The organism is Pseudomonas sp. 14A (assembly GCF_018132745.1).
GTDB classification, from domain to species: domain Bacteria; phylum Pseudomonadota; class Gammaproteobacteria; order Pseudomonadales; family Pseudomonadaceae; genus Aquipseudomonas; species Aquipseudomonas mercuritolerans.
This window is the reverse complement of sequence record NZ_JAGRQJ010000015.1, coordinates 640,010-662,368: the sequence shown is the minus strand read 5'-3', so window position 1 is coordinate 662,368 and position 22,359 is coordinate 640,010. Positions and strand designations below refer to the sequence as shown.

Here is a 22,359-nt window from a genome sequence, read left to right as displayed (position 1 = left end):
ATTCGATCGATGTACAAGTGCCCGCCTGGGGAACTCCGTTCCCTCCCCAGTCTTTTTTCAAAGACCGGGCACACGCGATCGGCTCAACAGCCACCGGTTCGAGTGTTTCCAGAAAAATGCCAGCAGGGAGTGACCATCCCCTGAAAAGGCAGGCGCCTCCTCAGGGGATAAGGTTAGTCAGAAAATCAGGACTTCTTGTCGTCAGCCGCTTTGTCGGTCGGATTGGCGATCAGGGTCTTGAGCTCGTCGCTCATCGGGAAGTTCAGGTTCAGGCCTTTTGGCGGAATCGGCTGCATGAACCACTTCTCGTAGATCTTGTTGATTTCGCCCGAAGCGTAGGTGGCCTTGATCGCGTCATCCACAGCCTTTTTGAACGGTTCGTCACCTTTGCGCATCATGCAACCGTAGATTTCGTACGACTGTGGCGTGCCGGTCACTTCCCAGTCGGCAGCTTTCTTGGCCTTGGCGGCTTCGCCGGCCAGCAGCGCGTCATCCATCATGAACGCAACGGCACGGCCCGATTCCAGCATCTGGAAGGACTCGCCGTGGTCTTTGGCGGAGATGACGTTCATGCCCATCTGCTTGTCGGCGTTCATCGCCTTGAGGATGCGCTCGGAGGTGGTGCCGGCGGTGGTTACGACGTTCTTGCCTTTCAGATCGTCGAAATCCTTGTACTTGGAGTCTTTCTTGGACAGCAGACGGGTACCGATTTCGAAGATGCCGACGGAGAAGTCGACCTGCTGCTGACGCTCGACGTTGTTGGTGGTCGAACCGCACTCGACGTCCACGGTGCCGTTCTGCACCAGCGGGATACGGGTCTGCGAGGTGACGAGGTTGTATTTGACTTGCAGGTTCGGCAGGTCGAGGTCTTTCTTGATCGCTTCGACGATCTTCAGCTGGATATCGTGCGAGTAGCCAACCGGCTTGCCGGACGCATCAGCGATGTAGGAGAACGGAATGGAGGCGTCACGGTGGCCCAGGGTGATGACACCGGACTCTTTGATTTTCTTCAGGGTGCCGGTGAGCTCGGCGGCGAAAACTGGCGTGCTGATCAGAGCGGCAGCAATGGCTGCGCCCAGGATATGGGGAACGATGCGCATCAAATTTTCCTCGACATTGTTTTTTTTATGGAGCCAGTTTGTCGGCCCTTTTTGTGCTTCGAATGCCTGACGGCTCCTGAAGTGTCGGCACAGCAGGCATTCGTCGAGAGAGTGTAGAGCATGACTCGTGCCAGAGCAGTCACAGTCGGTTAACCAGTTGTTTTATAACGTTATTAAAGTTTTGTGGCGGTAATTTTTTGAGGGTGTGATCCGGTTAACCGAATCGACTGTGGAGTCGCGTTCGGAAAACCGAACGATCAAAAGCCCCTCACCCTAACCCTCTCCCGGAGGGAGAGGGGACTGACTGCGGTGGATGGTCGAGTTACGGCGACGTGAGATACCGAGCCGACCTCGGACTTTGGAACCCACAGAGATCGGCTCCCTTTCCCCCTCTACCCCTTGGGGGAGAGGGCTGGGGTGAGGGGGAAAAGATCTAACTGTCCCAATCAGGTTCAACAAAGTCCACATAACAAAAAGCCCCTGAATCTCTCGATGCAGGGGCTTTCGTTTGAACGGTGAGATCAAGCCGCCTCGATCTTCCGATTCTGCTCAACCTTGCCCAGATACGTCGCGAGCTTCTGCTGCTCCTCCGCTGTGGTGAACAAGCCTAGCTTGGTACGGCGCCACAGGATGTCGTGCGCCGTGGTCGCCCATTCTTCGCTGCACAAATAATCGACTTCGCGGGTGTAGAGCCCGCCGCCGATGTGCTCACCCATGTCGGCCAGGCTTTCCACGCCTTCGAGCATGCGCCAGGTGCGGCTGCCGTAGGTGACGGCCCAGCGTCGGGCGATTTCAGTCGGGACGAAATCGAACTTGTCACGAATTCGCGCGCTCAGCGCCTCTGGCGTGGTCATGTCTTCGCCCCCGGGCAGGGTGGCGGTGGCAGTCCAGCTCGGGCGCATCTGGGTGAAGAACGGCATCAACTGCGCCATCGCCGACTCGGCGAGTTTGCGGTAAGTGGTCAGCTTGCCACCGAACACCGACAGCAGCGGCGCTTCTTCGGCGTTGCCCGACAGCGCCAGGGTGTAATCGCGGGTCACTGCCGACGGATTGTCGGATTCGTCGTTGCACAGCGGCCGAACGCCCGAGTAGCTGTGCACAATGTCTTCGCGGCTCAGCTGCTTCTTGAAGTGAGCGTTGACCACTTTCAGCACGTAGTCGGTTTCGCCTTCGGTGATCGCCACTTTCGCCGGGTCGCCGGTGTACTCACGGTCGGTAGTGCCGATCAGGGTGAAGTGGTTCAGATACGGAATGGTGAAAACGATGCGCTGATCTTCGTTTTGCAGAATGTGCGCATGCTCGCCTTCGTACAGCTTCGGCACGATGATATGGCTGCCCTGAATCAGACGGATGCCATACGGCGATTCCATCTTCAGGTCGTCACGGATGAACTTGGCCACCCATGGGCCGGCGGCGTTCACCAGTGCTTTGGCGGTGATAGAAAACAGGCTTCCGTCGGCGCGCTCCAGATGCAGATGCCACAAACCTTTGGTGCGACGTGCGCTGACGCAACGGGTCTGGGTGTGCACATGCGCACCTTTTTCGCGGGCGGCCATAGCGTTCAGGACCACGAGGCGGGCGTCATCGACCCAGCAGTCGGAGTATTCGAAGCCTTTCTTGATTTCGCTTTTCAGCGCGCTGTCGGCGCCGAACTTCAGGCTTTTCGAACCCGGCAGTTTTTCGCGCTTGCCAAGGTTGTCGTAAAGGAACAGGCCGGCACGAATCATCCACGCTGGACGCAGGTGCGGGCGGTGCGGCAGGACGAAACGCATCGGTTTGACGATGTGCGGCGCTTTCGCCAGCAGCACTTCGCGCTCAGCCAGCGCTTCGCGCACTAGACGGAATTCGTAATGCTCGAGGTAGCGCAGGCCACCGTGGATCAGCTTGCTGCTGGCCGACGAGGTGTGGCTGGCCAAGTCATCTTTTTCGCAAAGGAACACCGAAAGACCGCGACCGGCGGCATCCGCTGCGATCCCCACGCCATTGATCCCGCCGCCAATTACGGCAACGTCATAGATCTCGGAGAGAGGGGGCGTACGCAAGGTAGAGGTGGACATCGGCTGGCCTCGGTTCTTTTGGTTTTATGTCTTGGAAATCGAACATTAATGTTCATTTGCGAAAATGGTAGCCCATAAACACGCGCGCAGCCAGTCGCGTTCGATTGAAAAAACTCATCGAAGGGCTGAGAAAGGAAAATATCCGAACATTAAAAGCAAAAGATCGCAGCCTTCGGCAGCTCCTACAGGAGGAATGCATTCCAGATGTAGGAGCTGCCGAAGGCTGCGATCTCTTGATCTTGCGGGTTAAACGACTTCCAGACGAATTTTGTGCTGACTCAACAATTGCGCCAGCGCTGGTACCGGCTGCTGATCGGTGACCAGGCAATCGATCAGGCTGATCGGCCCCAGTCGAATCATCGCGTTACGCCCGAACTTGCTTGAGTCCGCCGCCAGAATCACCTGCCGCGCATTGGCAATGATCGCCTGGCTGACCCGCACTTCCTGATAATCGAAGTCGAGCAGGCTGCCGTCCTCATCGATGCCGCTGATCCCGACCAAGGCGAAATCGACCTTGAACTGATTGATGAAATCCACACTCGCCTGACCGACCACACCGCCGTCACGCCGCACGTTACCGCCAGTCAGCAGCACATCGAAATCATCCTTGGCGCTGAGCATCGAGGCGACGTGCAGGTTGTTGGTGATGATCTTCAGGTGACTGTGATTGAGCAGGGCGCGGGCGATCGATTCGGTGGTGGTACCGATATTGATGAACAGCGAGGCGTGATCGGGAATCTGTGCGGCAATGGCTTCGCCGATGCGTTGCTTTTCGTCGCGCATCTGATCGGCGCGCATCGCATACGCGGTGTTTTCGACACTGGAATCGTACGCGGCGCCACCGTGGTAGCGACGCAGCAGATTGGCTTCCGCGAGCTGATTGATGTCGCGGCGGATGGTTTGCGGGGTGACAACGAACAGCGTGGCCATCTCCTCGATACTCACATAGCCGCGTTCGCGGACCAGCTCGAGGATTTGCTGCTGACGGGGAGGCAGATTCATGGGGCTTCCTTTGGGCTGCCAAGCAAAATTTGCCCATGATGCCGCAGGAATCTGCTCCCTACCAGTTAGATACCCTTCTGGAACTGCACGTTGGCTTATTCGGCGTCCTCACGCGCCCAGTCACGGGTGCGGCTGACGGCTTTTTTCCAGCCTTTGTAGAGTTTCTCTTTCTCGGTTTCGTCCAGGCTCGGTTCGAACTCGCGCTCGATCACTGCTTTGCCGCGCAGTTCTTCCAGGCTGCCCCAGAAGCCGCAGGCCAGGCCGGCCAGATAGGCAGCGCCGAGTGCGGTGGTTTCGCGCATTTGCGGACGCTCCACCTGAGTGCCGAGGATGTCGGCCTGGAATTGCATGAGGAAGTTGTTCGCCACCGCACCGCCGTCCACACGCAGGGCCTTGAGGCGTTCGCCGGAGTCCTGTTGCATGGCGTCGAGTACGTCGCGGGTCTGGTAGGCGATCGATTCCAGCGCGGCGCGGATGATGTGATCGACGCGTACGCCGCGCGTCAGGCCGAACAGCGCGCCACGGGCATACGGGTCCCAGTACGGTGCGCCGAGACCGGTAAACGCCGGCACCAGATACACACCGTTGCTGTCCTTGACCTTGTTGGCAAAGTATTCGGTGTCGTGGGCGTCGTTGACGATTTTCAGTTCATCGCGCAGCCATTGCACGGTCGAACCGCCGTTGAACACGGCGCCTTCCAGAGCATAAGCCACTTCGCCGCGTGGGCCGCAGGCGATGGTGGTGAGCATGCCGTGCTGGGATTTCACCGCTTTGTCGCCGGTGTTCATCAGCAGGAAGCAACCGGTGCCGTAGGTGTTTTTCGCTTGGCCCGGCTCTACGCACATCTGGCCGAACAGCGCCGCTTGCTGGTCGCCGGCGATACCGCCGATGGCGATGCCGCTCTTGGTGCGACCGTAGATTTCCGAGGAAGCTTTGACTTCCGGGAGCATCTCGCGGGGGATGTCGAGGATCTCCAGCATCTTCGAATCCCACTCCAGCGAGTGAATGTTGAAGAGCATGGTGCGCGAGGCGTTGGTGTAGTCGGTGACGTGCACCTTGCCGCCGGTGAATTTCCAGATCAGCCAGCTATCGACGGTGCCGAACAGCAGTTCGCCGTTGCGTGCACGCTCGCGGCTGCCTTCGACGTTGTCGAGGATCCACTTCAGTTTGGTGCCGGAGAAGTACGGGTCGGTAACCAGACCGGTGGTGTCACGGATGTAGTCTTCGTGACCATCGCGCTTGAGCTGCTGGCAGATCTCGGTGCTGCGGCGGCACTGCCAGACGATCGCGTTATACACCGGGCGGCCAGTGGTCTTGTCCCAGACCACGGTGGTTTCCCGCTGGTTGGTGATACCGATCGCGGCGACCTGGTCATGATGCAGACCGGCCTGGGCCAGCGCTTCAACCATCACCGCGCTCTGGGTGGCGAAAATTTCCATCGGGTCATGCTCGACCCAACCGGCTTGCGGGTAATGCTGAACGAATTCTCGCTGCGCGGTGCAGACCACGTTCGCGTCGCGGTCGAAGATGATCGCGCGGGAGCTGGTCGTACCCTGATCAAGGGCAATGATGTAGTTCTTGTTCTGAATGTCGGTCATGTCGATTGCCTTGGACGAAATAAGGGAGAGTGGGCCGTGGCGCAGGCTCGGTTTGGCAGGAGCCGGCGCCGACTGTTTCAAGAAGTTCTTGGTTTGCCGTCAATGGCCGGTTCTGCATCCTTTGTAGCAGGTGTGGCGCCGGTCAGGTGACGGGCAATCAGCCCGCGATACCCGGCAGCGCCGAGGCAGGCACCGACAATCGGTGCAAAAATCGGAATCAGGAAATACGGAATATCACGACCACCGGTGAAGGAAATTTCACCCCAACCGGTAAAGAAAGTCATCAGTTTCGGACCGAAGTCACGCGCAGGGTTCATCGCGAAACCGGTCAGCGGGCCCATCGCACTGCCGATCACGGCGATCAGCAGACCGATCAGCAGCGGCGCCATCGGGCCGCGTGGCAGGCCGTTGTTGTCATCGGTCAGGGCCATGATCACGCCCATCAGGATCGCGGTGATGATCATCTCGACCAGAAACGCCTGGGCCGTCGACAGCACCGGGTTCGGGTAGGTGGAGAACACCGAGGCTAATTCCAGGCTGGCAGCCGAGCCACGAACCATCTGGTGGGTTTGTTCGTAATCGAAGAACAGATTGCTGTAGAGCGTGTAGACCAGCAACGCGCCGCAGAAGGCGCCGGCGATTTGCGAAAGGATGTAGAACGGCAGTTTGCGCTTTTCGAAGTCAGCGAAGATTGTCAGAGCGATGCTCACGGCCGGGTTCAGATGCGCGCCGGAAACCCCGGCGGTGAGGTAGATCGCCATGCTCACGCCGACGCCCCAGATGATGCTGATTTCCCACAGGCCGAAGCTGGCGCCCGCGACTTTGAGCGCGGCGACACAGCCGGTGCCGAAGAAGATCAGAAGGGCAGTGCCCAGGAATTCGGCCATGCATTGGCCGGAAAGCGATGGTTGCGGTAAAGCAGCTGTCATTGAAAACCTCGGTTCTTTTTCTTGTGTAGCGCCTTGCCAACGGAGCAGGGCGCGATCTTCACCGGGTCGGAATCCCCATTCGGTTCCCGGGTTACTGCTGGGTACTGCGCGGAGCATGATTCTTACATTATTCAGATTCGAAAAAATATAGACAAGAAACAAACCTGTCAAAGGTCGAAAGTGAACCGTCGGTCACAATAAAACTATTCGTCGTATGAATGATCAGCGCGGCGATCAGCTTGAATGCAGCGCGAAGCCACGGGATTCGCGGCTTGGAATAGAGCCTTTTGCCGAACGATGACCTAGAATCCGCCGCAGGTTTTTCAAAGATTGCCGAACCCGGAGCTGCCATGACCCCAGCGTTGGACTTGTTGAAAAAAGTTCGTGCCGAACATCGCGTGCACAGTTACGAACATGATCCGAAGGCCGCGTCCTATGGGCTGGAGGCGGCGGAGAAGCTCGGGCTCGCACCGGCGCAAGTGTTCAAAACCTTGCTGGCCGCCAGTGAAAAAGGCGAACTGCTGGTCGCTGTGGTGCCGGTCGTCGGAACGCTCGATCTCAAGGGGCTGGCCCATGCCGCTGGAGTGAAGAAAGCCGAAATGGCTGATCCCGCCGCCGCGCAACGCTCCACCGGCTACCTGTTGGGCGGCATCAGCCCGCTCGGGCAGAAGAAACGCCTGCGCACCTTCATCGACAATTCCGCTCAGGGGTTTGCGTCTATTTATGTGAGTGCCGGGCGGCGAGGACTGGAAGTGGAACTGGCGCCTGCGGTGCTGGCCCAGCACACCCAGGCGCAGTTCGCCGATATCGGCCGGGCGTAATAGTCGCGCCGGCTGTATGAAGAAAAAATTGCGTTTCTGTCACTGGCACTGATCCGGGCCGCCGTTGCATGCTCGGTCGACCAATTCAGGGAGAAAATCATGCAGCTTGCGTTTCATCAGGTCGACGCCTTCAGCGATCGGCCGTTCAGTGGCAACCCGGCGATGGTCTATCGGCTCGACAGTTGGCTGGCCGATGACTTGATGCAGAAGATCGCCGCCGAGCACAATCTCGCGGAAACCGCGTTTCTGGTGCGCGAAGGCCAGGCCTGGCATATCCGCTGGTTCACCCCGACAACTGAAGTGCCACTGTGCGGGCATGCGACTTTGGCCAGCGCATTTGTATTGTTCGAAATCTATAAGGAAGGGGCCGAGCGCATCGACTTCACTTGCAAGTCCGGCCCGCTGAGTGTCAGCCGCGAAGGCGACCGGCTATGGCTGGACTTCCCGACCATCGTGCCATCGGAAATCGGCGTGACGCTGGACGTCGAGCGGGCGCTCGGTGTCGAGGCGGTTGATGTGCTCGGCTCCAACGAACTGTTCGTGGTGCTGGACTCGGAACAGGCGGTGCTCGACTGCCAGCCGGACATGGCAGCGCTGGCGAAACTGCCATGGCTGGGCGCGATCGTTACTGCGCGTGGCAACCAGCATGACTTCGTCTCGCGCTATTTCGCCCCGGCCATTGGTATCAATGAAGACCCGGTGACCGGTTCGACCCATTGCAGCCTGATCCCGTACTGGGCCAAGCGTCTGGGCAAATCGAACCTGACCGCGTGCCAGCGCTCGGCGCGGGGCGGGGAGTTGTTCTGTCGGTTGGAAGGTGAGCGGGTGAAGATTGGCGGCAATGCGACGCTGGTGGCCAGCGGCACCCTGTTTTTAGGCTGAGGCAATACCAACTGTGGGAGCGAGCCTGCTCGCGAAAGCGCTCTTTCAGTCAACATCTTCGGTGACTGAAACACCGCATTCGCGAGCAGGCTCGCTCCCACAATTTTTATCCAGTGCGGATTAAAGGCTGGTGCTGAATCGACGGACGCCGTTTTCCACCGCCGGAATCTGTGCCGCAGTGCTCCCCGAAGCCTGGAACAGCACCAAATGATCCGCCGCTACGCGAATCCCGACCTGCGCGCCAACCAGATGATCGGCATGGCTGGGGAAGATCGATTCCAGTTGCGCACCGGTCGGCAGTTGCAGGCGATACAAGGTCGCCGCGCCGAGGAATGTCTTGCCGACAATCTGCGCCTTCAGTGAGCTATCCGGCGCATAAACAATGTCATCCGGACGCAACAGCACGTCCACCGCGCCGCCAATCGGCCAGGTGTAAGCACGGTTGCCGCGCAGTTCACCCAGCTCGGTCTGCACCGATTCCGGGGTGACGAGCTGACCGCGAATGAAATAACCCTGACCGATGAAACTGGCGACATAAGGCGTCGCCGGTTCGTGGTAGAGGTTGTAAGGCGTGTCCCACTGCTCGAGCCGACCTTCCTTGAACACACCAACGTGGTCGCTGACGGCAAAGGCTTCTTCCTGATCGTGGGTCACCAGGATCGCACTGGTGCCACGGGCCTTGAGGATGTCGCGCACCTCATGGCTGAGCTTGCGGCGCAACTCGCCATCGAGGTTGGAAAACGGCTCGTCGAGCAGCAACAGCTGCGGTTCCGGCGCCAGGGCGCGGGCGAGGGCGACACGCTGTTGCTGACCGCCGGACAACTCGTGGGGGAAGCGTTTGCCGAGGTTTTTCAGGTTGACCAGTTCCAGCAGCTCTTCGACCACGCGCGCCTTGTTAGGGTGCTTGCGAATGCCGAAAGCGATGTTGTCGGCCACACTCAGGTGCGGGAACAGCGCGTAGTCCTGAAACACCATGCCGATCCGGCGTTTCTCCGGCGCCAGGGTGAAACCGGCACTGGAGAGGGTTTCGCCACCGAGGGTGATTTCGCCTTCGTGCACCGGTTCGAAACCGGCGATCGCGCGCAGGGTGGTGGTCTTGCCGCAGCCGGACGAGCCGAGCAGGCAGCCGATGTCGCCGGCGTTGAGGTGCAGATTGAGGTTCTGCACCACGCGTTGATCTTGATAGCCGCAAGCGAGGTTGCGCAGGTTCAGCAGTAATTCATGGCTCATGCGTGGTGATATGCCGGTTCGACGAGGAACTCGAGCAGGGCCTTCTGTGCGTGGAGACGGTTTTCTGCCTGATCCCAGGCGACGGAGCGCGGGTCATCGAGCAGGTCGAGACTGATTTCTTCGCCACGGTGCGCCGGCAGGCAGTGCATGAACAGCACGTCCTCGGCAGCGAGGTCGAGCAGGGCACGGTTAACCTGGAACGGCGCGAACAGCTTGAGGCGCTTGGCAGTTTCCTCTTCCTGGCCCATCGAAGTCCAGACATCGGTGCTGACCAGGTGCGCGCCACGCACGGCGTCTTGCGGATCGCGGACGATGGTCACGCGATCACCAGCCTGGGCGACGAATTCCGGGTTCGGCTCGTAGCCTTCCGGGCAGGCAACGCGCAATTGGAAGTCGAACTGGATCGCCGCTTCTATATAGCTGTTGCACATGTTGTTGCCGTCACCGATCCAGGCCACGGTCTTGCCCTGGATCGAGCCACGGTGCTCAAGAAAGGTCTGCATGTCGGCGAGCAACTGGCACGGGTGCAGATCATCGGACAGGCCGTTGATCACCGGCACGCGCGAGTTGGCGGCGAATTCGGTGAGGGTGCTGTGGGCGAAGGTGCGGATCATCACCGCATCGAGCATGCTCGACATGACGATGGCGCAGTCGCTGATCGGCTCGCCACGGCCCAGTTGGGTGTCGCGCGGGGACAGGAAAATCGCCTGGCCGCCGAGCTGGATCATGCCGGCCTCGAAGGAGATTCGGGTACGGGTCGAGGATTTTTCGAAGATCATCCCCAGCACGCGGTTTTTCAGAGGCTCGAACAGTACGCCGCGGTTACGCAGGTCCTTGAGCTCAACGCCTCGACGGATCACGCTGACCAGCTCTTCGGGCGTGCAATCCATCAGGGAGAGAAAGTGCCTTGCGCTCATCATTGACTACCTTTTTTGCTACAGACCGCAGATGCTCAAAGCCTTGTTTAACGGAACAGCGGGCGAGACCTGCGGCGTAAGCCGCACGGGGCGACGAAATAGGGGGAGGCGCGATATTGACATTAAATGTCGCGTTTTTCCAATAGGCTACTTTTTCAGCGGGATTCGGAGAGCGGACCGAGTGATATCGGTGCGCATTTTGAAGCCGGGTCCAGTGCAGCAGCGAGCCTCTTTGTACACTGGCCCCGCCGCGCTTGGCAATGCGCCGCGACGGCATCGCAGCTGTCCTGGTCGGTTGACGATTGCAGTGCCATGGATTCGCTTGGTCGGATGTTCAGACTGAAACATTTGCTAAAGCTAAGTGCTGGGTTATAAATAAGTTTCGAGCGACGCAGGAAGCCTCCGCATGGAATCGAAAGAACAACTGTTAATGGAACTGCTGGGCCACACGGCTCGCTCCCTGACCCATCTCACCGCGTCCGTCACCTCGATGTCTTTCGAGTTGCTGCGCAGTGAGGACGAAGTGGTCAAATCCGCCGGCCGACACATGATCGATCGCATGGCCACCATCAGCGCCGGGCTCGATGAGCACTGGCGGTTGATCGGCGAGCTCACCGGCGTGCACGTCGCCCACGAGCAGATCGAAACCATCCAGGAAATCCAGTTGGCGGCACCGCCGCAGTTGCCGCCGAACTGATCGCGGCGATTTATCGGCTGTCCTGATAACCGTCGATTCACAAGACGAACGTCGCTGGCGCCGCCTCTGCGCACGGGCCATAGTTTTGTTCCCGCGGGCGTGATTGCCTGCTCCCGAACAAGACAGAGACTGGCCATGACCAAGACTCTTCACCACCGTGCATGCCACCTGTGCGAAGCCATTTGCGGCCTGACCATCGAAACCACGGAAACCGATGGCAACGTCGCGATCACCTCGATCAAGGGTGATGCCCTCGACACCTTCAGCCGCGGCCATATCTGCCCGAAAGCCGTGGCCCTGCAAGATATTCAGAATGATCCGGATCGCCTGCGTCAGCCGATGCGCCGCGTCGGCAGCGAATGGCTGCCGATCGAATGGGACGAGGCGTTTGCGCTGGTGGCCGAGAAACTGGCGGCGATTCAGGAACGTCACGGGCAGAACGCCGTTGCGGTGTATCAGGGCAATCCGAGCGTGCACAACTACGGCCTGATGACCCACAGCAATTACTTCCTGGGGTTGCTGAAAACCCGCAATCGCTACTCGGCAACGTCGGTCGATCAACTGCCGCACCACCTCAGCAGCTATCTGATGTACGGCCACGGTCTGCTGTTGCCGATTCCGGACATCGATCACACCGATTTCATGCTGATCCTCGGCGGCAATCCGTTGGCGTCGAACGGCAGCATCATGACCGTGCCGGACGTCGAGAAGCGCCTGAAGGCGATTCAGGGGCGCGGCGGCAAAGTGGTGGTGGTCGATCCGCGCCGCAGCGAAACCGCAGCGATGGCCGATCAACACGTTTTCGTCCGCCCCGGTGGCGATGCGGCGTTGCTGTTCGGCATGCTCAATACGCTGTTCAGCGAAGGCCTGACCCGCGACAGCCATTTGCCGGTCGATGGCCTCGACGAGGTGCGCAACGCCGTGGCTGCGTTTAGTGCCGAAGCGATGAGCCCGCTCTGCGCAGTGCCTGCCGAACAGATTCGCCAACTGGCGCGCGACTTCGCTGCTGCGCCGAGTGCGGTCTGCTATGGACGCATGGGCGTTTCGACTCAGGCCTTCGGCACCCTCTGTCATTGGGTGGTGCAGTTGATCAATCTGGTCACCGGCAATCTCGATCGCGTTGGCGGTGCACTGTGCACCGAACCCGCTGTGGATCTGGTGGCGTCGACCTCGGGCGGGCATTTCAACAAATGGCAGAGCCGCGTTTCCGGTCGGCCGGAATACGGCGGCGAGTTGCCGGTCTCGGCACTGGCCGAAGAGATGCTCACGGAAGGCGAGGGGCAGATCCGCGCGCTGATCACCGTCGCCGGCAACCCGGTGCTGTCGACGCCCAACGGCCGGCAATTGGAGCAGGCGCTGGACGGCCTCGACTTCATGCTCAGCATCGACCTGTATATCAACGAAACCACGCGCTATGCCGATCTGATCCTGCCGTCGACCTCGGCGCTGGAAAACGATCACTACGACACCACTTTCAACCTGTTTGCGGTGCGTAACGTCACCCGCTTCAATCGCGCGATTCTCGCCAAGCCCGAGGGTGCGCTGCACGACTGGGAGATCTTCGTCGGCTTGGCCAAAGCCTTCGCCGAGAAAACCGGCAAGGAGCTGAAACCGACGATGCCGCCGGCTAAGATGATCGACATGGGCCTGCGCATGGGCCGCTATGGCGATGCATCCGAGCACAAGCTGTCGCTGGCGACGCTGTTCGATCATCCGCACGGCATTGATCTGGGGGTGCTGAAGCCGAATCTGGCGTCACGTCTGAAAACGCCGAATCAGCGTATCCAGGCCGCACCGCCGGAAATTCTCGCCGACCTCGCACGCTTTGCCGCGTTGCAGGCGCCGGCAGCCGATGAATTGTTGATGATAGGCCGCCGCCATGTACGCAGCAATAATTCGTGGATGCACAATTTTCATCGGCTGGTGAAGGGCAAGCCGCGGCATCAGTTGCTGATGCATCCGGATGACCTGGCCAGCCGTGGTCTGGCCGATGGGCAACGCGTTCGGGTGAGTTCGCGGGTCGGGCAGATCGAGGTGGAAGTGCTCGCCAGTCTCGACATGATGAAAGGCGTGGTCAGCCTGCCCCACGGTTGGGGGCACGCGCGCCCGGGCGTGCAGATGGCAATCGCCAGCGGCCAGCCGGGATCGAGCGCCAATGACCTGACCGACGAGTGCCAGCTCGACGAACTGTCGGGTAACGCGGCGTTGAACGGTGTGCCGGTGACCGTGGCGGCGGCTTGAGCGGGTCTGTCGGGGAGACCGAGCATGGCGCTCGGGATTCCGTTACAATGCGCCACCGTGCCGACCTCTGAGTCGGAAAGTTCAGCCGAGGTGCTCCATGGATATCATCGAAACGATTAAAGAGCAGATTGCCAACAACACCATTCTGCTTTACATGAAAGGCTCGCCGAATGCCCCGCAGTGCGGCTTCTCCGCAAAAGCTGCGCAAGCCGTGATGGCCTGTGGTGAAAAGTTCGCGTACGTGGACATCCTGCAGAACCCGGAAATCCGCGCCAATCTGCCAAAGTACGCCAACTGGCCGACTTTCCCGCAACTGTGGGTCGGCGGTGAGCTGGTCGGCGGCAGCGACATCATGACCGAGATGGCTGCAGACGGTTCGCTGCAAAGCACCATCAAGGCGGCTGTCGAAGCGGCGGCGGCGAACAAGTCCGAAGCCTGATTCTGCGTTCATGGAGTTTCGCTCGACGACGCGTCTCCTGTAGGAGCTGTCGAGTGAAACGAGGCTGCGATCTTTTGATCTTCGGCCAACAAAAAGCCCCGCACCTCGAAAGAGGGCGGGGCTTTTTTGTTGGCGTTTACATAGTTCTTGCGAAGTTAAAGCTGAAATCGATAAAGATCGCAGCCTCGTTTCACCCGACAGCTCCTACTCTTCGCCCATCTGCGACTGCAGATAGTTTTCCAGACCGATCTTGTCGATCAGGCCGAGCTGGGTTTCCAGCCAGTCGATGTGTTCTTCTTCCGACTCGAGAATGTCTTCGAGCAGTTCACGGCTACCGAAGTCGCCAACGGTTTCGCAGTGGGCGATGGCGGCTTTCAGATCGGCATGGCCGGTCTTTTCGATGCGCAAGTCGCATTCGAGCATCTCGCGGGTGTGTTCGCCGATGTGCAGCTTGCCCAAGTCCTGCACATTCGGCAGGCCTTCAAGGAACAGGATGCGCTTGATCAGCTTGTCCGCGTGTTTCATCTCGTCGATGGATTCGTGGTATTCGTGCTTGCCGAGCTTGTTCAGACCCCAATCTTCATACATGCGTGCATGCAGAAAGTATTGATTGATCGCGACCAGCTCATTGGCGAGGATCTTGTTGAGATGCTGGATGACTGTAATGTCGCCTTTCATGATCGGAGTCCTGCCCTGTATTAACCGTATATAAGGCGGAGTTTGAGCTTGGCAGTTATAAGTGTCAAACCTAAGTTATTGAATAATAAATGAAAATTAATCGGAATAAGAATGTTTGTGTTCCGCGTCTGGACGCTAAGCAATTGATTTTCAGGCATAAAAAAACCGGACATCTGGTCCGGTTCTTTGAAATGAGGGCATTTACGCAGCAGTAAATTCTACCGGGTAAGGGATCGCGGCCTGGGCGGTTTGCAGCTTGGTCAGGGTTTCGCGCACCACTTCCTTGGCAAGGCAGGCGCATTTGCCACACTGGCTGGCGACGCCGGTGGCCTGGCGAACTTCTTTGTAGCTACAGCAACCTTCATAGATCGCTTCGCGGATCTGTCCGTCGGTGACGCCAGTGCAGAGGCAAACATACATAAGTAAGAACCGTCGCTGGTTGTGACTCAATTGCGATGGATCTTAATGTTAACGAGAATGATTGTCAAAGTGCTTTCGGAACGCTTCGCAGCCTATTTGCCGGCGACTGACGAACGGTATTTTCCAAATGCGCGTCTGACCCCATGAATACGCAGTGGATAACCGAACAGGGAAAATCCGTTACGGACAGGCCAAATACGCAGTGTATGATGGTCGTCCCTTGCGAAGAGGGTTCGTGTCACAGGGCTGTCGCCTGAGGGTGGCAGGCTGGCCCGGACCTTGAACTTCAAGTTTCTACACCAGGAGATATCAATGAGCGTACTCGTAGGCAAACAAGCCCCAGACTTCACCGTCCCGGCCGTACTCGGCAATGGCGAGATCGTTGACAGCTTCACCCTGTCCTCGGCCATCAAAGGCAAATACGGCCTGGTGTTCTTCTACCCACTGGACTTCACCTTCGTCTGCCCGTCCGAGCTGATCGCTCTGGACAACCGCATGGCTGACTTCAAGGCACGCAACGTTGAAGTGATCGCCGTGTCGATCGACTCGCACTTCACCCACAACGCCTGGCGCAACACCCCGGTCAACAATGGCGGCATCGGCCAGGTGAAATACACCATGGCTGCCGACATGAAGCACGACATCGCCAAGGCATACGACGTTGAATCCGAAGGCGGCGTGGCTTTCCGTGGCGCGTTCCTGATCGACGACAAAGGCGTGGTTCGCTCGCAGATCATCAACGACCTGCCGCTGGGCCGTAACATGGAAGAGCTGATCCGTCTGGTCGACGCGCTGCAATTCCACGAAGAGCACGGCGAAGTCTGCCCGGCCAACTGGAAGAAAGGCGACAAAGGCATGAACGCTTCGCCGGAAGGCGTTGCGGCTTACCTGACCGAGAACGCTGCGGCCCTGTAAGGCGCGACGTCGAGGTAAAAAAACCGGCCCACGTGGCCGGTTTTTTCATGCGCGGGATTTGCTCGACGAGGATCAGTCGTCGAAGTCTTCCCAGCCGCCCATCTGCTTCCAGCGATTGACGATGCCGCAGAACAGCTCAGCGGTCTTTTCGGTGTCGTAGCGCGCCGAGTGCGCTTCACGACCGTCGAAATCGATGCCAGCCGCCTGACAGGCTTTCGCCAGCACGGTTTGACCGTATGCCAGACCCGCCAGGGTCGCGGTGTCGAAACTGGAGAACGGGTGGAACGGGTTGCGCTTCATGTCCAGGCGCGCAACTGCTGCGTTGAGGAAGCCCAGGTCGAAACTGCTGTTGTGCCCGACCAGAATTGCCCGCTTGCAGCCGTTGGCTTTCAGCGCCTTGCGAATGCCACGGAAGATGTCGGTCAGCGCGGTTTCTTCGCTGACGGCCATGCGCAGCGGATGATCGAGCTTGATCCCGGTGAACTCCAGCGCTGCCGCTTCGACGTTGGCGCCTTCGAATGGCTCGACGCGGAAGAAGTAGGTGTGATCCGGGTAGACGAAACCCTTTTCATCCATGGCGATGGTGGTCGCGGCAATCTCCAGCAAGGCATCGGTGGCTGCGTTGAAGCCACCGGTTTCTACGTCGACGACAACCGGCAGGTAGCCGCGAAAACGCGCTGCCATCGGATGACGGGAACCGCCGCCGCCACCTTGACCGTCCAGTTCATCGTCGAAATTGTCTTCACTCACGCGTGTTCCTCCAGCAGGCGCCAGCGCAGTTTTTCACCGGCGCGCAGCGGGATAACGGTCAGCTCGCCAAACGGCAGGCTGGTCGGGGCAGTCCATTCTTCGCGGACCAGGGTGATGCGATCGGTGTTTGCCGGCAGGCCGTAGAAACGCGGGCCGTTGAGGCTGGCGAAGGCTTCGAGCTTGTCCAGCGCGTTACGCTGTTCGAACGCTTCGGCATACATCTCGATGGCGGCGTAGGCGGTGTAGCAACCGGCGCAACCGCAGGCGGCTTCCTTGGCGTGCTGGGCGTGGGGCGCCGAGTCGGTGCCGAGGAAGAACTTGGCGCTGCCGCTGGTGGCGGCGTCGAGCAAGGCTTCCTGATGGGTGTTGCGCTTGAGAATCGGCAAGCAGTAGAAGTGCGGCCGAATCCCGCCGACCAGCATGTGGTTGCGGTTGTACAGCAGGTGATGCGCGGTAATGGTCGCGCCGACGTTGGCCGAAGCCTCGTTGACGAACTGCACGGCGTCGCCGGTGGTGATGTGTTCGAACACCACTTTCAGCGTCGGGAAGCGTTCGACCACGCGGCGCATGTGCTCGTCGATGAAGATCTTTTCGCGATCGAACACATCGACGTCGCCACGGGTGACTTCACCGTGGATCAACAGCGGCATGCCGACTTCGGCCATGGCTTCCAGCGCCGGGAAGATCTTGTCGATGCTGGTCACGCCGGAATCGGAGTTGGTGGTCGCGCCGGCCGGGTACAGCTTGGCGGCGTAGACGAAACCGCTGGCCTTGGCCTGACGAATTTCTTCCGGTTGGGTGCGATCGGTGAGGTACAGCACCATCAACGGCTCGAACTGACTGCCGGCCGGGCGGGCAGCGAGAATGCGCTGGCGATAGCCGTCGGCTTCAGCGGCGTTGCGCACCGGCGGTACCAGGTTCGGCATGATGATCGCGCGCCCGAAGGTGCGGGCCACATCGGCAACGGTATTGGTCAACACGGCACCATCGCGAAGATGAATGTGCCAGTCGTCGGGACGCAGCAGGGTCAGGCGGTCGGACATGAGGGGATTCCAGGCGGGTCAAACTGAGGCGAATGCTACCGGAAAAGACTCTTGCAGGCACCCGCTATCAAGTTTTGCCACAAGCGTCCGATATCCCGAAGGTATGCCGTAAACATTGTGTGAATCGGTGTTTGTGTTTCACAAGCCAATGGAGCCTCCCGTGCGCCAGCGTTATTTAGCCCTGCTCAGTGTGTTTGCCAGCCTTCCCGCGATGGCGCTGACCTACCAGACCCGTCTGGAGAACATTGAGTGGACGGTCGCCGGCGACCAGTTCGAGTGCCGCCTGACGCAACCGATCACCGATTTCGGCTCGGGCGAGTTCGTGCGCAAGGCCGGTGAGCAGGCGATCTTTCGCCTGAATGCCTATAACGCCATGCTCGGTGGTGGTTCGGCGACCTTGCTCGCTGCCGCTGCACCGTGGCAGCCGGGGCGTGGCGACATCAATCTGGGCTCTGTGCGTCTGGGCAGCGGCAATGTGTTGTTCAACAGCTCGCAATCCCAGGCCGGGGGATTGATCAGCGGTCTGCTGGATGGTCGCAGCCCGGTGGTACGCCGTGCGTCTGGCGATGGCCGCGTCTCCGAAGTGCGTTTGTTGCCGGTGAAATTCAGCAAGGCGTTCAACGACTATCAAGGCTGTGTGGCGAAATTGCTGCCGCAGAATTTCGACCAGATCAAGCAGTCGCAGATCGGCTTCCCCGGCGAAGGCGTTGAGCTGGACCCGGCTGCCAAGGCCAAGCTGCAAGTGATGCTCGAATACATGAAGGCCGACCCGACGGTGAACCACATTGACCTCGACGGCCATTCCGACAACAGCGGCAATCGTCTGACCAACCGCGAACTGTCGCGCCGCCGCGCGCTGGCGGTGGTGGATTTCTTCAAGGCCAACGGCATTCAGGAATCGCAGATCACCGTGCGCTTCCACGGCGAGCAGTATCCGATCGTGCCGAACACCAGCAAGGCCAATCGTGCGAAGAACCGTCGGGTCAACGTGAAACTGTCGCGCGTGGCACCCACCACGGCTCCTGCGCCGGCGCCGCAAGCGAGTACGCCGGCCACGGCCGCAGCGACTTCCTGACCCGCCGGTCATCGTCGCGCTCTCGACAGATTCTGTCGCTTTGTCGTCTTAAGCTGTCGCGCCTCTGTAAATTATCGCGTTTGAGCGGTAGACTCCCCGGCTTTCCGTAGAACCCCGTGGAGTGATGGCATGGCGGACGTAAACAAGGTCGTTCTGGCGTATTCCGGCGGCCTGGACACTTCGGTGATCCTCAAGTGGCTGCAGGATACTTATAACTGTGAAGTGGTGACCTTCACCGCTGATCTCGGTCAAGGCGAAGAGGTCGAGCCGGCCCGCGCCAAGGCTCAGGCCATGGGCGTCAAAGAAATCTACATCGATGACCTGCGCGAAGAATTCGTGCGTGATTTCGTGTTCCCGATGTTCCGCGCCAACACCGTTTACGAAGGCGAGTACCTGCTGGGTACTTCCATCGCCCGTCCGCTGATCGCCAAGCGCCTGATCGAAATCGCCAACGAAACCGGCGCCGACGCCATTTCCCATGGCGCCACCGGCAAGGGCAACGACCAGGTGCGCTTCGAACTGGGCGCCTACGCGCTCAAGCCAGGCGTGAAAGTGATCGCCCCTTGGCGCGAGTGGGACCTGCTGTCCCGCGAGAAGCTGATGGACTACGCCGAGAAGCACGCGATCCCGATCGAACGCCACGGCAAGAAAAAATCTCCGTACTCGATGGACGCCAACCTGCTGCACATCTCCTATGAAGGCGGCGTGCTGGAAGACACCTGGACCGAGCACGAAGAAGACATGTGGCGCTGGACCGTCTCCCCGGAGAAGGCTCCCGACACCCCGCAGTACCTGGAACTGACCTACCGCAACGGCGACATCGTCGCGCTGGACGGCGTCGAAATGACCCCGGCCACCGTACTGGCGACGCTGAACAAGATCGGCGGCGAGCACGGCATCGGTCGTCTCGACATCGTCGAAAACCGTTATGTCGGCATGAAGTCTCGTGGCTGCTACGAAACCCCGGGCGGCACCATCATGCTGCGCGCCCACCGCGCCATCGAATCGATCACTCTGGACCGCGAAGTCGCTCACCTCAAAGACGAGCTGATGCCCAAGTACGCCAGCCTGATCTACACCGGTTACTGGTGGAGCCCTGAGCGTCTGATGCTGCAACAGATGATCGACGCTTCGCAGGTCAACGTGAACGGCGTAGTGCGCCTGAAGTTGTACAAAGGCAACGTCATCGTTACTGGCCGCAAGTCCGACGACTCACTGTTCGACGCCAACATCGCGACCTTTGAAGAAGACGGCGGCGCTTACAACCAGGCCGACGCGGCAGGCTTCATCAAGCTCAATGCGCTGCGCATGCGTATTGCTGCCAACAAGGGTCGCAAGTTGTTCTGAGCGACTCTGACCGACGCGCATTAAAAAAGGCGGCCTGTTCAGGGCCGCCTTTTTTTTCGGATTTTCAGTAGGGTTCATCAGGCCGGTCCTTGTTCTGTCTGTACACAGGCTTGGTCGCGGTGTCAGCTCGTTCTGCCGAGCAATGTCACTGTCTGCGAACACAGGTTGTACACGATGCAAAGTGTGGCGCCTGGGCCTTTCTTCGCCTGCCTGATCTGTTGCAGTGCGCAATGGGCCAGCGAATCCGAGGCGTGATTGCACAGGAATACGAGAACGCGCGCATGTTTCCTCTCTGCGTTTTTGAGCGCTTCGAGGATCGCATCGAATTCCCTTGATGCATCGATACCTCGCGCGTCGATGATGGTCAGTTCGCCTACCGAGGGTGACAGCTTGATGTTCTGCACAACCGGATCGGTTCTTCGCCTGGTGCCGGGTGGAGGGTCTGGCGCGTTGTGAATTCTGCATGGACGCGGGAATCGGCCAGGGCCGGTTTTGGCTGACACGATGCAACTGGTCAGCTCGAAAGCGCAATGCTCGCCTGTTTCGCGAAGCAGTGCGTTGCGTTTGTCGTCTCGCTCCTGATGCTCTGTCGTCTTCAAAAAGCTTTTGTCTTTGCCAAAGTCGGATGGCGAATAAAGCGACCGGTGATTGAAGTTGAGCGTGAGAAAAAACAGAAATAACAAATAAAAGGGAAAGCTGATCAGAAACCACACGTAAATTTCCCGGTCCTTGTTGTCCAGAAAAGGCAGCGAGACCGCAGCGGAAGTTTCCGAAAGAATCGCAAATATGGCAATGACTGTCATGGGGTTGGTGATCTGGTTTTTTATCTTCAGCATGGGTTGAGTTCCATCTTCTGCGTTTAGTTGAAAGTTCAATGTTTCCATTTACAGCAAAAACGTTCATGCAAGTAGCAAGTGTTTATTTCCAAGTTTTATAGAATCAATGATGTGGTGTCGAACGTGTCTTGTTGCCGGTTCGTTACCTTATATGTCCAATTGATTGTGAGCAGGGACGTCACGCAGGACCAGCGATGCGTAGGATTTGCCTGCACGGCAATCCAGGTTTCGCCGCCATAAGGAAGGCAGGAAGGAGGTTATGACGGGTCGAGAGTGGCCGATTTGTGGGAATTATCCTCGATGCTTGTAGGGAATGTCTCTCGATGCAAGTGCGTGTAAAAGTTGCCATGCCTTGAAGCAAGTGACTGGGATATCGTGCGTGTTCTAAAAATTCGAACAGCGAAAACTGGACTTGCCCATGAATAAAGTGCTGATCGTGGATGACCATCCCGTCATTCGACTTGCGGTACGTATGCTGATGGAACGGCATGGCTACGAAGTCATTGCAGAAACGGATAATGGCGTTGATGCACTACAAATTGCTCGTGAACAACTGCCGGACCTTGTCATTCTCGATATAGGCATACCAAAACTTGATGGTCTGGAAGTTATTGCTCGCCTGACTTCCACTGCCATGCCGGTGAAAGTTCTGGTGCTGACTTCCCAGGCTCCGGGACATTTTTCGATGCGCTGTATGCAGTCCGGCGCAGCGGGTTATGTATGCAAGCAACAGGATCTCACCGAATTGCTCAGTGCGATCAAGGCTGTTCTGTCCGGCTACAGCTATTTCCCTAATCAGGCGCTGCACACCGTGCGAACCAGTCTGGGCAATGCGAGTGAAGCGGACATGGTTGATCGACTGTCCGGACGGGAGATGATGGTGTTGCAGCAATTGGCCCGCGGCAAGACCAACAAGGAGATCGCAGACGGCATGTTTTTGAGCAACAAGACTGTGAGCACTTACAAGACTCGTCTGTTGCTGAAACTCAATGCGCGGTCTCTGGTTGATCTGATCGAGTTGGCGCAGCGCAATGGCCTGGTTTGAACGATTCGACAGCTGAGACCGTCATGGGCCGATCAAGCTCGGTTGTCGCAGAAAATGAAAAGCCTCCGTTCAGGGAGGCCTTCAGGTATCAGAGATCAAAATCGTAGTCGGCCAATTGTCTTTGCAATCGGCGCTCCTCAAGCAGGTTGTCGATTGTGCGACGCTTGCTGAGGTTGGTTTTAGCCACTTCCACCACCGGCTCCGCGTCATCGGCATCAGCGACAATAAAATCTTCTTCCACATCCAGTTGTTCTTTATCGGTACTCATGAAGTCGACTCCCGGCTAAGACTGCCTTTGGCGCTCCTTATATCGACATTAGTGCGGCGGGTAAAAAAG

The 22,359-nt window shown here is 58.7% G+C and carries 22 protein-coding genes; 9 read left to right on the top strand and 13 right to left on the bottom strand.

Annotated features, from left to right (window positions below; genetic code table 11):
• Positions 1 to 185: 185 nt before the first annotated feature.
• From PS14A_RS19810 to PS14A_RS19790, 5 genes are all read right to left on the bottom strand, one after another.
• Positions 186 to 1,100, bottom strand: a complete 915-nt coding sequence (locus PS14A_RS19810) for a glutamate/aspartate ABC transporter substrate-binding protein (protein WP_095181779.1) — start codon at positions 1,098 to 1,100, stop codon at positions 186 to 188.
• A 521-nt stretch (positions 1,101 to 1,621) separates the two neighbouring features.
• Entirely contained in the window at positions 1,622 to 3,157 is a 1,536-nt protein-coding gene (glpD, locus tag PS14A_RS19805) for a glycerol-3-phosphate dehydrogenase (RefSeq protein ID WP_186569766.1), read from the bottom strand.
• A 246-nt stretch (positions 3,158 to 3,403) separates the two neighbouring features.
• Positions 3,404 to 4,159: a DeoR/GlpR family transcriptional regulator gene (locus PS14A_RS19800; RefSeq protein WP_007953179.1), complete on the bottom strand. Its 756-nt coding sequence runs from the start codon at positions 4,157 to 4,159 to the stop codon at positions 3,404 to 3,406.
• A 95-nt stretch (positions 4,160 to 4,254) separates the two neighbouring features.
• Positions 4,255 to 5,757, bottom strand: coding sequence for a glycerol kinase GlpK (gene glpK, locus PS14A_RS19795; protein WP_024014162.1), 1,503 nt, complete (start codon positions 5,755 to 5,757; stop codon positions 4,255 to 4,257).
• 77 nt (positions 5,758 to 5,834) lie between these two features.
• The gene (locus PS14A_RS19790; RefSeq protein WP_212617034.1) at positions 5,835 to 6,686 is read right to left on the bottom strand and encodes an MIP/aquaporin family protein; all 852 of its coding nucleotides are present in this window, start codon (positions 6,684 to 6,686) and stop codon (positions 5,835 to 5,837) included.
• Between the two features lie 350 nt (positions 6,687 to 7,036).
• On the opposite strand from PS14A_RS19790, the gene ybaK reads away from it, so the two are divergent.
• Together ybaK and PS14A_RS19780 are read left to right on the top strand one after the other, a co-directional pair.
• Positions 7,037 to 7,507, top strand: a complete 471-nt coding sequence (gene ybaK, locus PS14A_RS19785; protein WP_130912627.1) for a Cys-tRNA(Pro) deacylase — start codon at positions 7,037 to 7,039, stop codon at positions 7,505 to 7,507.
• A 99-nt stretch (positions 7,508 to 7,606) separates the two neighbouring features.
• Entirely contained in the window at positions 7,607 to 8,389 is a 783-nt protein-coding gene (locus PS14A_RS19780; protein WP_137214064.1) for a PhzF family phenazine biosynthesis protein, read from the top strand.
• A gap of 120 nt (positions 8,390 to 8,509) precedes the next feature.
• Here the strand turns inward: PS14A_RS19780 and PS14A_RS19775 are convergent, their stop codons facing one another.
• Positions 8,510 to 9,619, bottom strand: coding sequence for an ABC transporter ATP-binding protein (locus tag PS14A_RS19775; RefSeq protein ID WP_130912626.1), 1,110 nt, complete (start codon positions 9,617 to 9,619; stop codon positions 8,510 to 8,512).
• Positions 9,616 to 10,536: an ornithine carbamoyltransferase gene (gene argF / locus PS14A_RS19770; protein ID WP_024014160.1), complete on the bottom strand. Its 921-nt coding sequence runs from the start codon at positions 10,534 to 10,536 to the stop codon at positions 9,616 to 9,618. Before argF ends, PS14A_RS19775 begins: the two co-directional genes overlap by 4 nt.
• A 406-nt stretch (positions 10,537 to 10,942) precedes the next feature.
• On the opposite strand from argF, the gene PS14A_RS19765 reads away from it, so the two are divergent.
• The 3 genes from PS14A_RS19765 to grxD all read left to right on the top strand — a co-directional run bounded on the left by PS14A_RS19765 (position 10,943) and on the right by grxD (position 13,913).
• Positions 10,943 to 11,233 (top strand): hypothetical protein, encoded by a 291-nt coding sequence (locus PS14A_RS19765; protein WP_186550022.1) that lies wholly within the window; start codon positions 10,943 to 10,945, stop codon positions 11,231 to 11,233.
• A 135-nt stretch (positions 11,234 to 11,368) separates the two neighbouring features.
• Positions 11,369 to 13,474: a molybdopterin oxidoreductase family protein gene (locus tag PS14A_RS19760; protein ID WP_212617033.1), complete on the top strand. Its 2,106-nt coding sequence runs from the start codon at positions 11,369 to 11,371 to the stop codon at positions 13,472 to 13,474.
• A gap of 97 nt (positions 13,475 to 13,571) precedes the next feature.
• The gene (grxD, locus tag PS14A_RS19755) at positions 13,572 to 13,913 is read left to right on the top strand and encodes a Grx4 family monothiol glutaredoxin (RefSeq protein ID WP_016773402.1); all 342 of its coding nucleotides are present in this window, start codon (positions 13,572 to 13,574) and stop codon (positions 13,911 to 13,913) included.
• Positions 13,914 to 14,117: 204 nt separating this feature from the next.
• On the opposite strand, the gene bfr is transcribed toward grxD, so the two are convergent.
• Together bfr and PS14A_RS19745 are read right to left on the bottom strand one after the other, a co-directional pair.
• Positions 14,118 to 14,591, bottom strand: coding sequence for a bacterioferritin (gene bfr / locus PS14A_RS19750; RefSeq protein ID WP_016773403.1), 474 nt, complete (start codon positions 14,589 to 14,591; stop codon positions 14,118 to 14,120).
• Between the two features lie 201 nt (positions 14,592 to 14,792).
• Positions 14,793 to 15,011: a bacterioferritin-associated ferredoxin gene (locus PS14A_RS19745; protein ID WP_003227725.1), complete on the bottom strand. Its 219-nt coding sequence runs from the start codon at positions 15,009 to 15,011 to the stop codon at positions 14,793 to 14,795.
• 312 nt (positions 15,012 to 15,323) lie between these two features.
• Here PS14A_RS19745 and PS14A_RS19740 point away from each other — a divergent pair, with 312 nt between their 5' ends.
• Positions 15,324 to 15,926 carry a peroxiredoxin gene (locus tag PS14A_RS19740; protein ID WP_003227723.1) on the top strand — a complete coding sequence of 201 codons (603 nt, stop codon included), beginning with the start codon at positions 15,324 to 15,326 and terminating at the stop codon, positions 15,924 to 15,926.
• A gap of 72 nt (positions 15,927 to 15,998) precedes the next feature.
• On the opposite strand, the gene rnt is transcribed toward PS14A_RS19740, so the two are convergent.
• Both rnt and pyrC read right to left on the bottom strand, forming a co-directional pair.
• A complete protein-coding gene (gene rnt / locus PS14A_RS19735; RefSeq protein WP_016773404.1) occupies positions 15,999 to 16,676 on the bottom strand; it encodes a ribonuclease T in 678 nt (225 codons plus the stop codon).
• The gene (gene pyrC / locus PS14A_RS19730) at positions 16,673 to 17,719 is read right to left on the bottom strand and encodes a dihydroorotase (RefSeq protein WP_016773405.1); all 1,047 of its coding nucleotides are present in this window, start codon (positions 17,717 to 17,719) and stop codon (positions 16,673 to 16,675) included. The genes rnt and pyrC overlap by 4 nt, the downstream gene beginning before the upstream one ends.
• A 160-nt stretch (positions 17,720 to 17,879) precedes the next feature.
• Between pyrC and PS14A_RS19725 the strand changes: the two genes are divergently transcribed.
• Complete coding sequence (locus tag PS14A_RS19725) at positions 17,880 to 18,794, top strand: OmpA family protein (RefSeq protein WP_041479867.1); 915 nt, start codon at positions 17,880 to 17,882, stop codon at positions 18,792 to 18,794.
• A gap of 129 nt (positions 18,795 to 18,923) precedes the next feature.
• Positions 18,924 to 20,141 (top strand): argininosuccinate synthase, encoded by a 1,218-nt coding sequence (locus PS14A_RS19720; RefSeq protein WP_007953201.1) that lies wholly within the window; start codon positions 18,924 to 18,926, stop codon positions 20,139 to 20,141.
• Between the two features lie 122 nt (positions 20,142 to 20,263).
• Here PS14A_RS19720 and PS14A_RS19715 read toward each other — a convergent pair whose 3' ends face one another.
• Positions 20,264 to 20,977: a hypothetical protein gene (locus PS14A_RS19715; RefSeq protein WP_212617032.1), complete on the bottom strand. Its 714-nt coding sequence runs from the start codon at positions 20,975 to 20,977 to the stop codon at positions 20,264 to 20,266.
• A gap of 418 nt (positions 20,978 to 21,395) precedes the next feature.
• On the opposite strand from PS14A_RS19715, the gene PS14A_RS19710 reads away from it, so the two are divergent.
• Positions 21,396 to 22,022: a response regulator transcription factor gene (locus PS14A_RS19710; protein WP_130912025.1), complete on the top strand. Its 627-nt coding sequence runs from the start codon at positions 21,396 to 21,398 to the stop codon at positions 22,020 to 22,022.
• Positions 22,023 to 22,110: 88 nt separating this feature from the next.
• Here PS14A_RS19710 and PS14A_RS19705 read toward each other — a convergent pair whose 3' ends face one another.
• Positions 22,111 to 22,290, bottom strand: a complete 180-nt coding sequence (locus PS14A_RS19705; protein ID WP_130912026.1) for a hypothetical protein — start codon at positions 22,288 to 22,290, stop codon at positions 22,111 to 22,113.
• Positions 22,291 to 22,359: the final 69 nt, after the last annotated feature.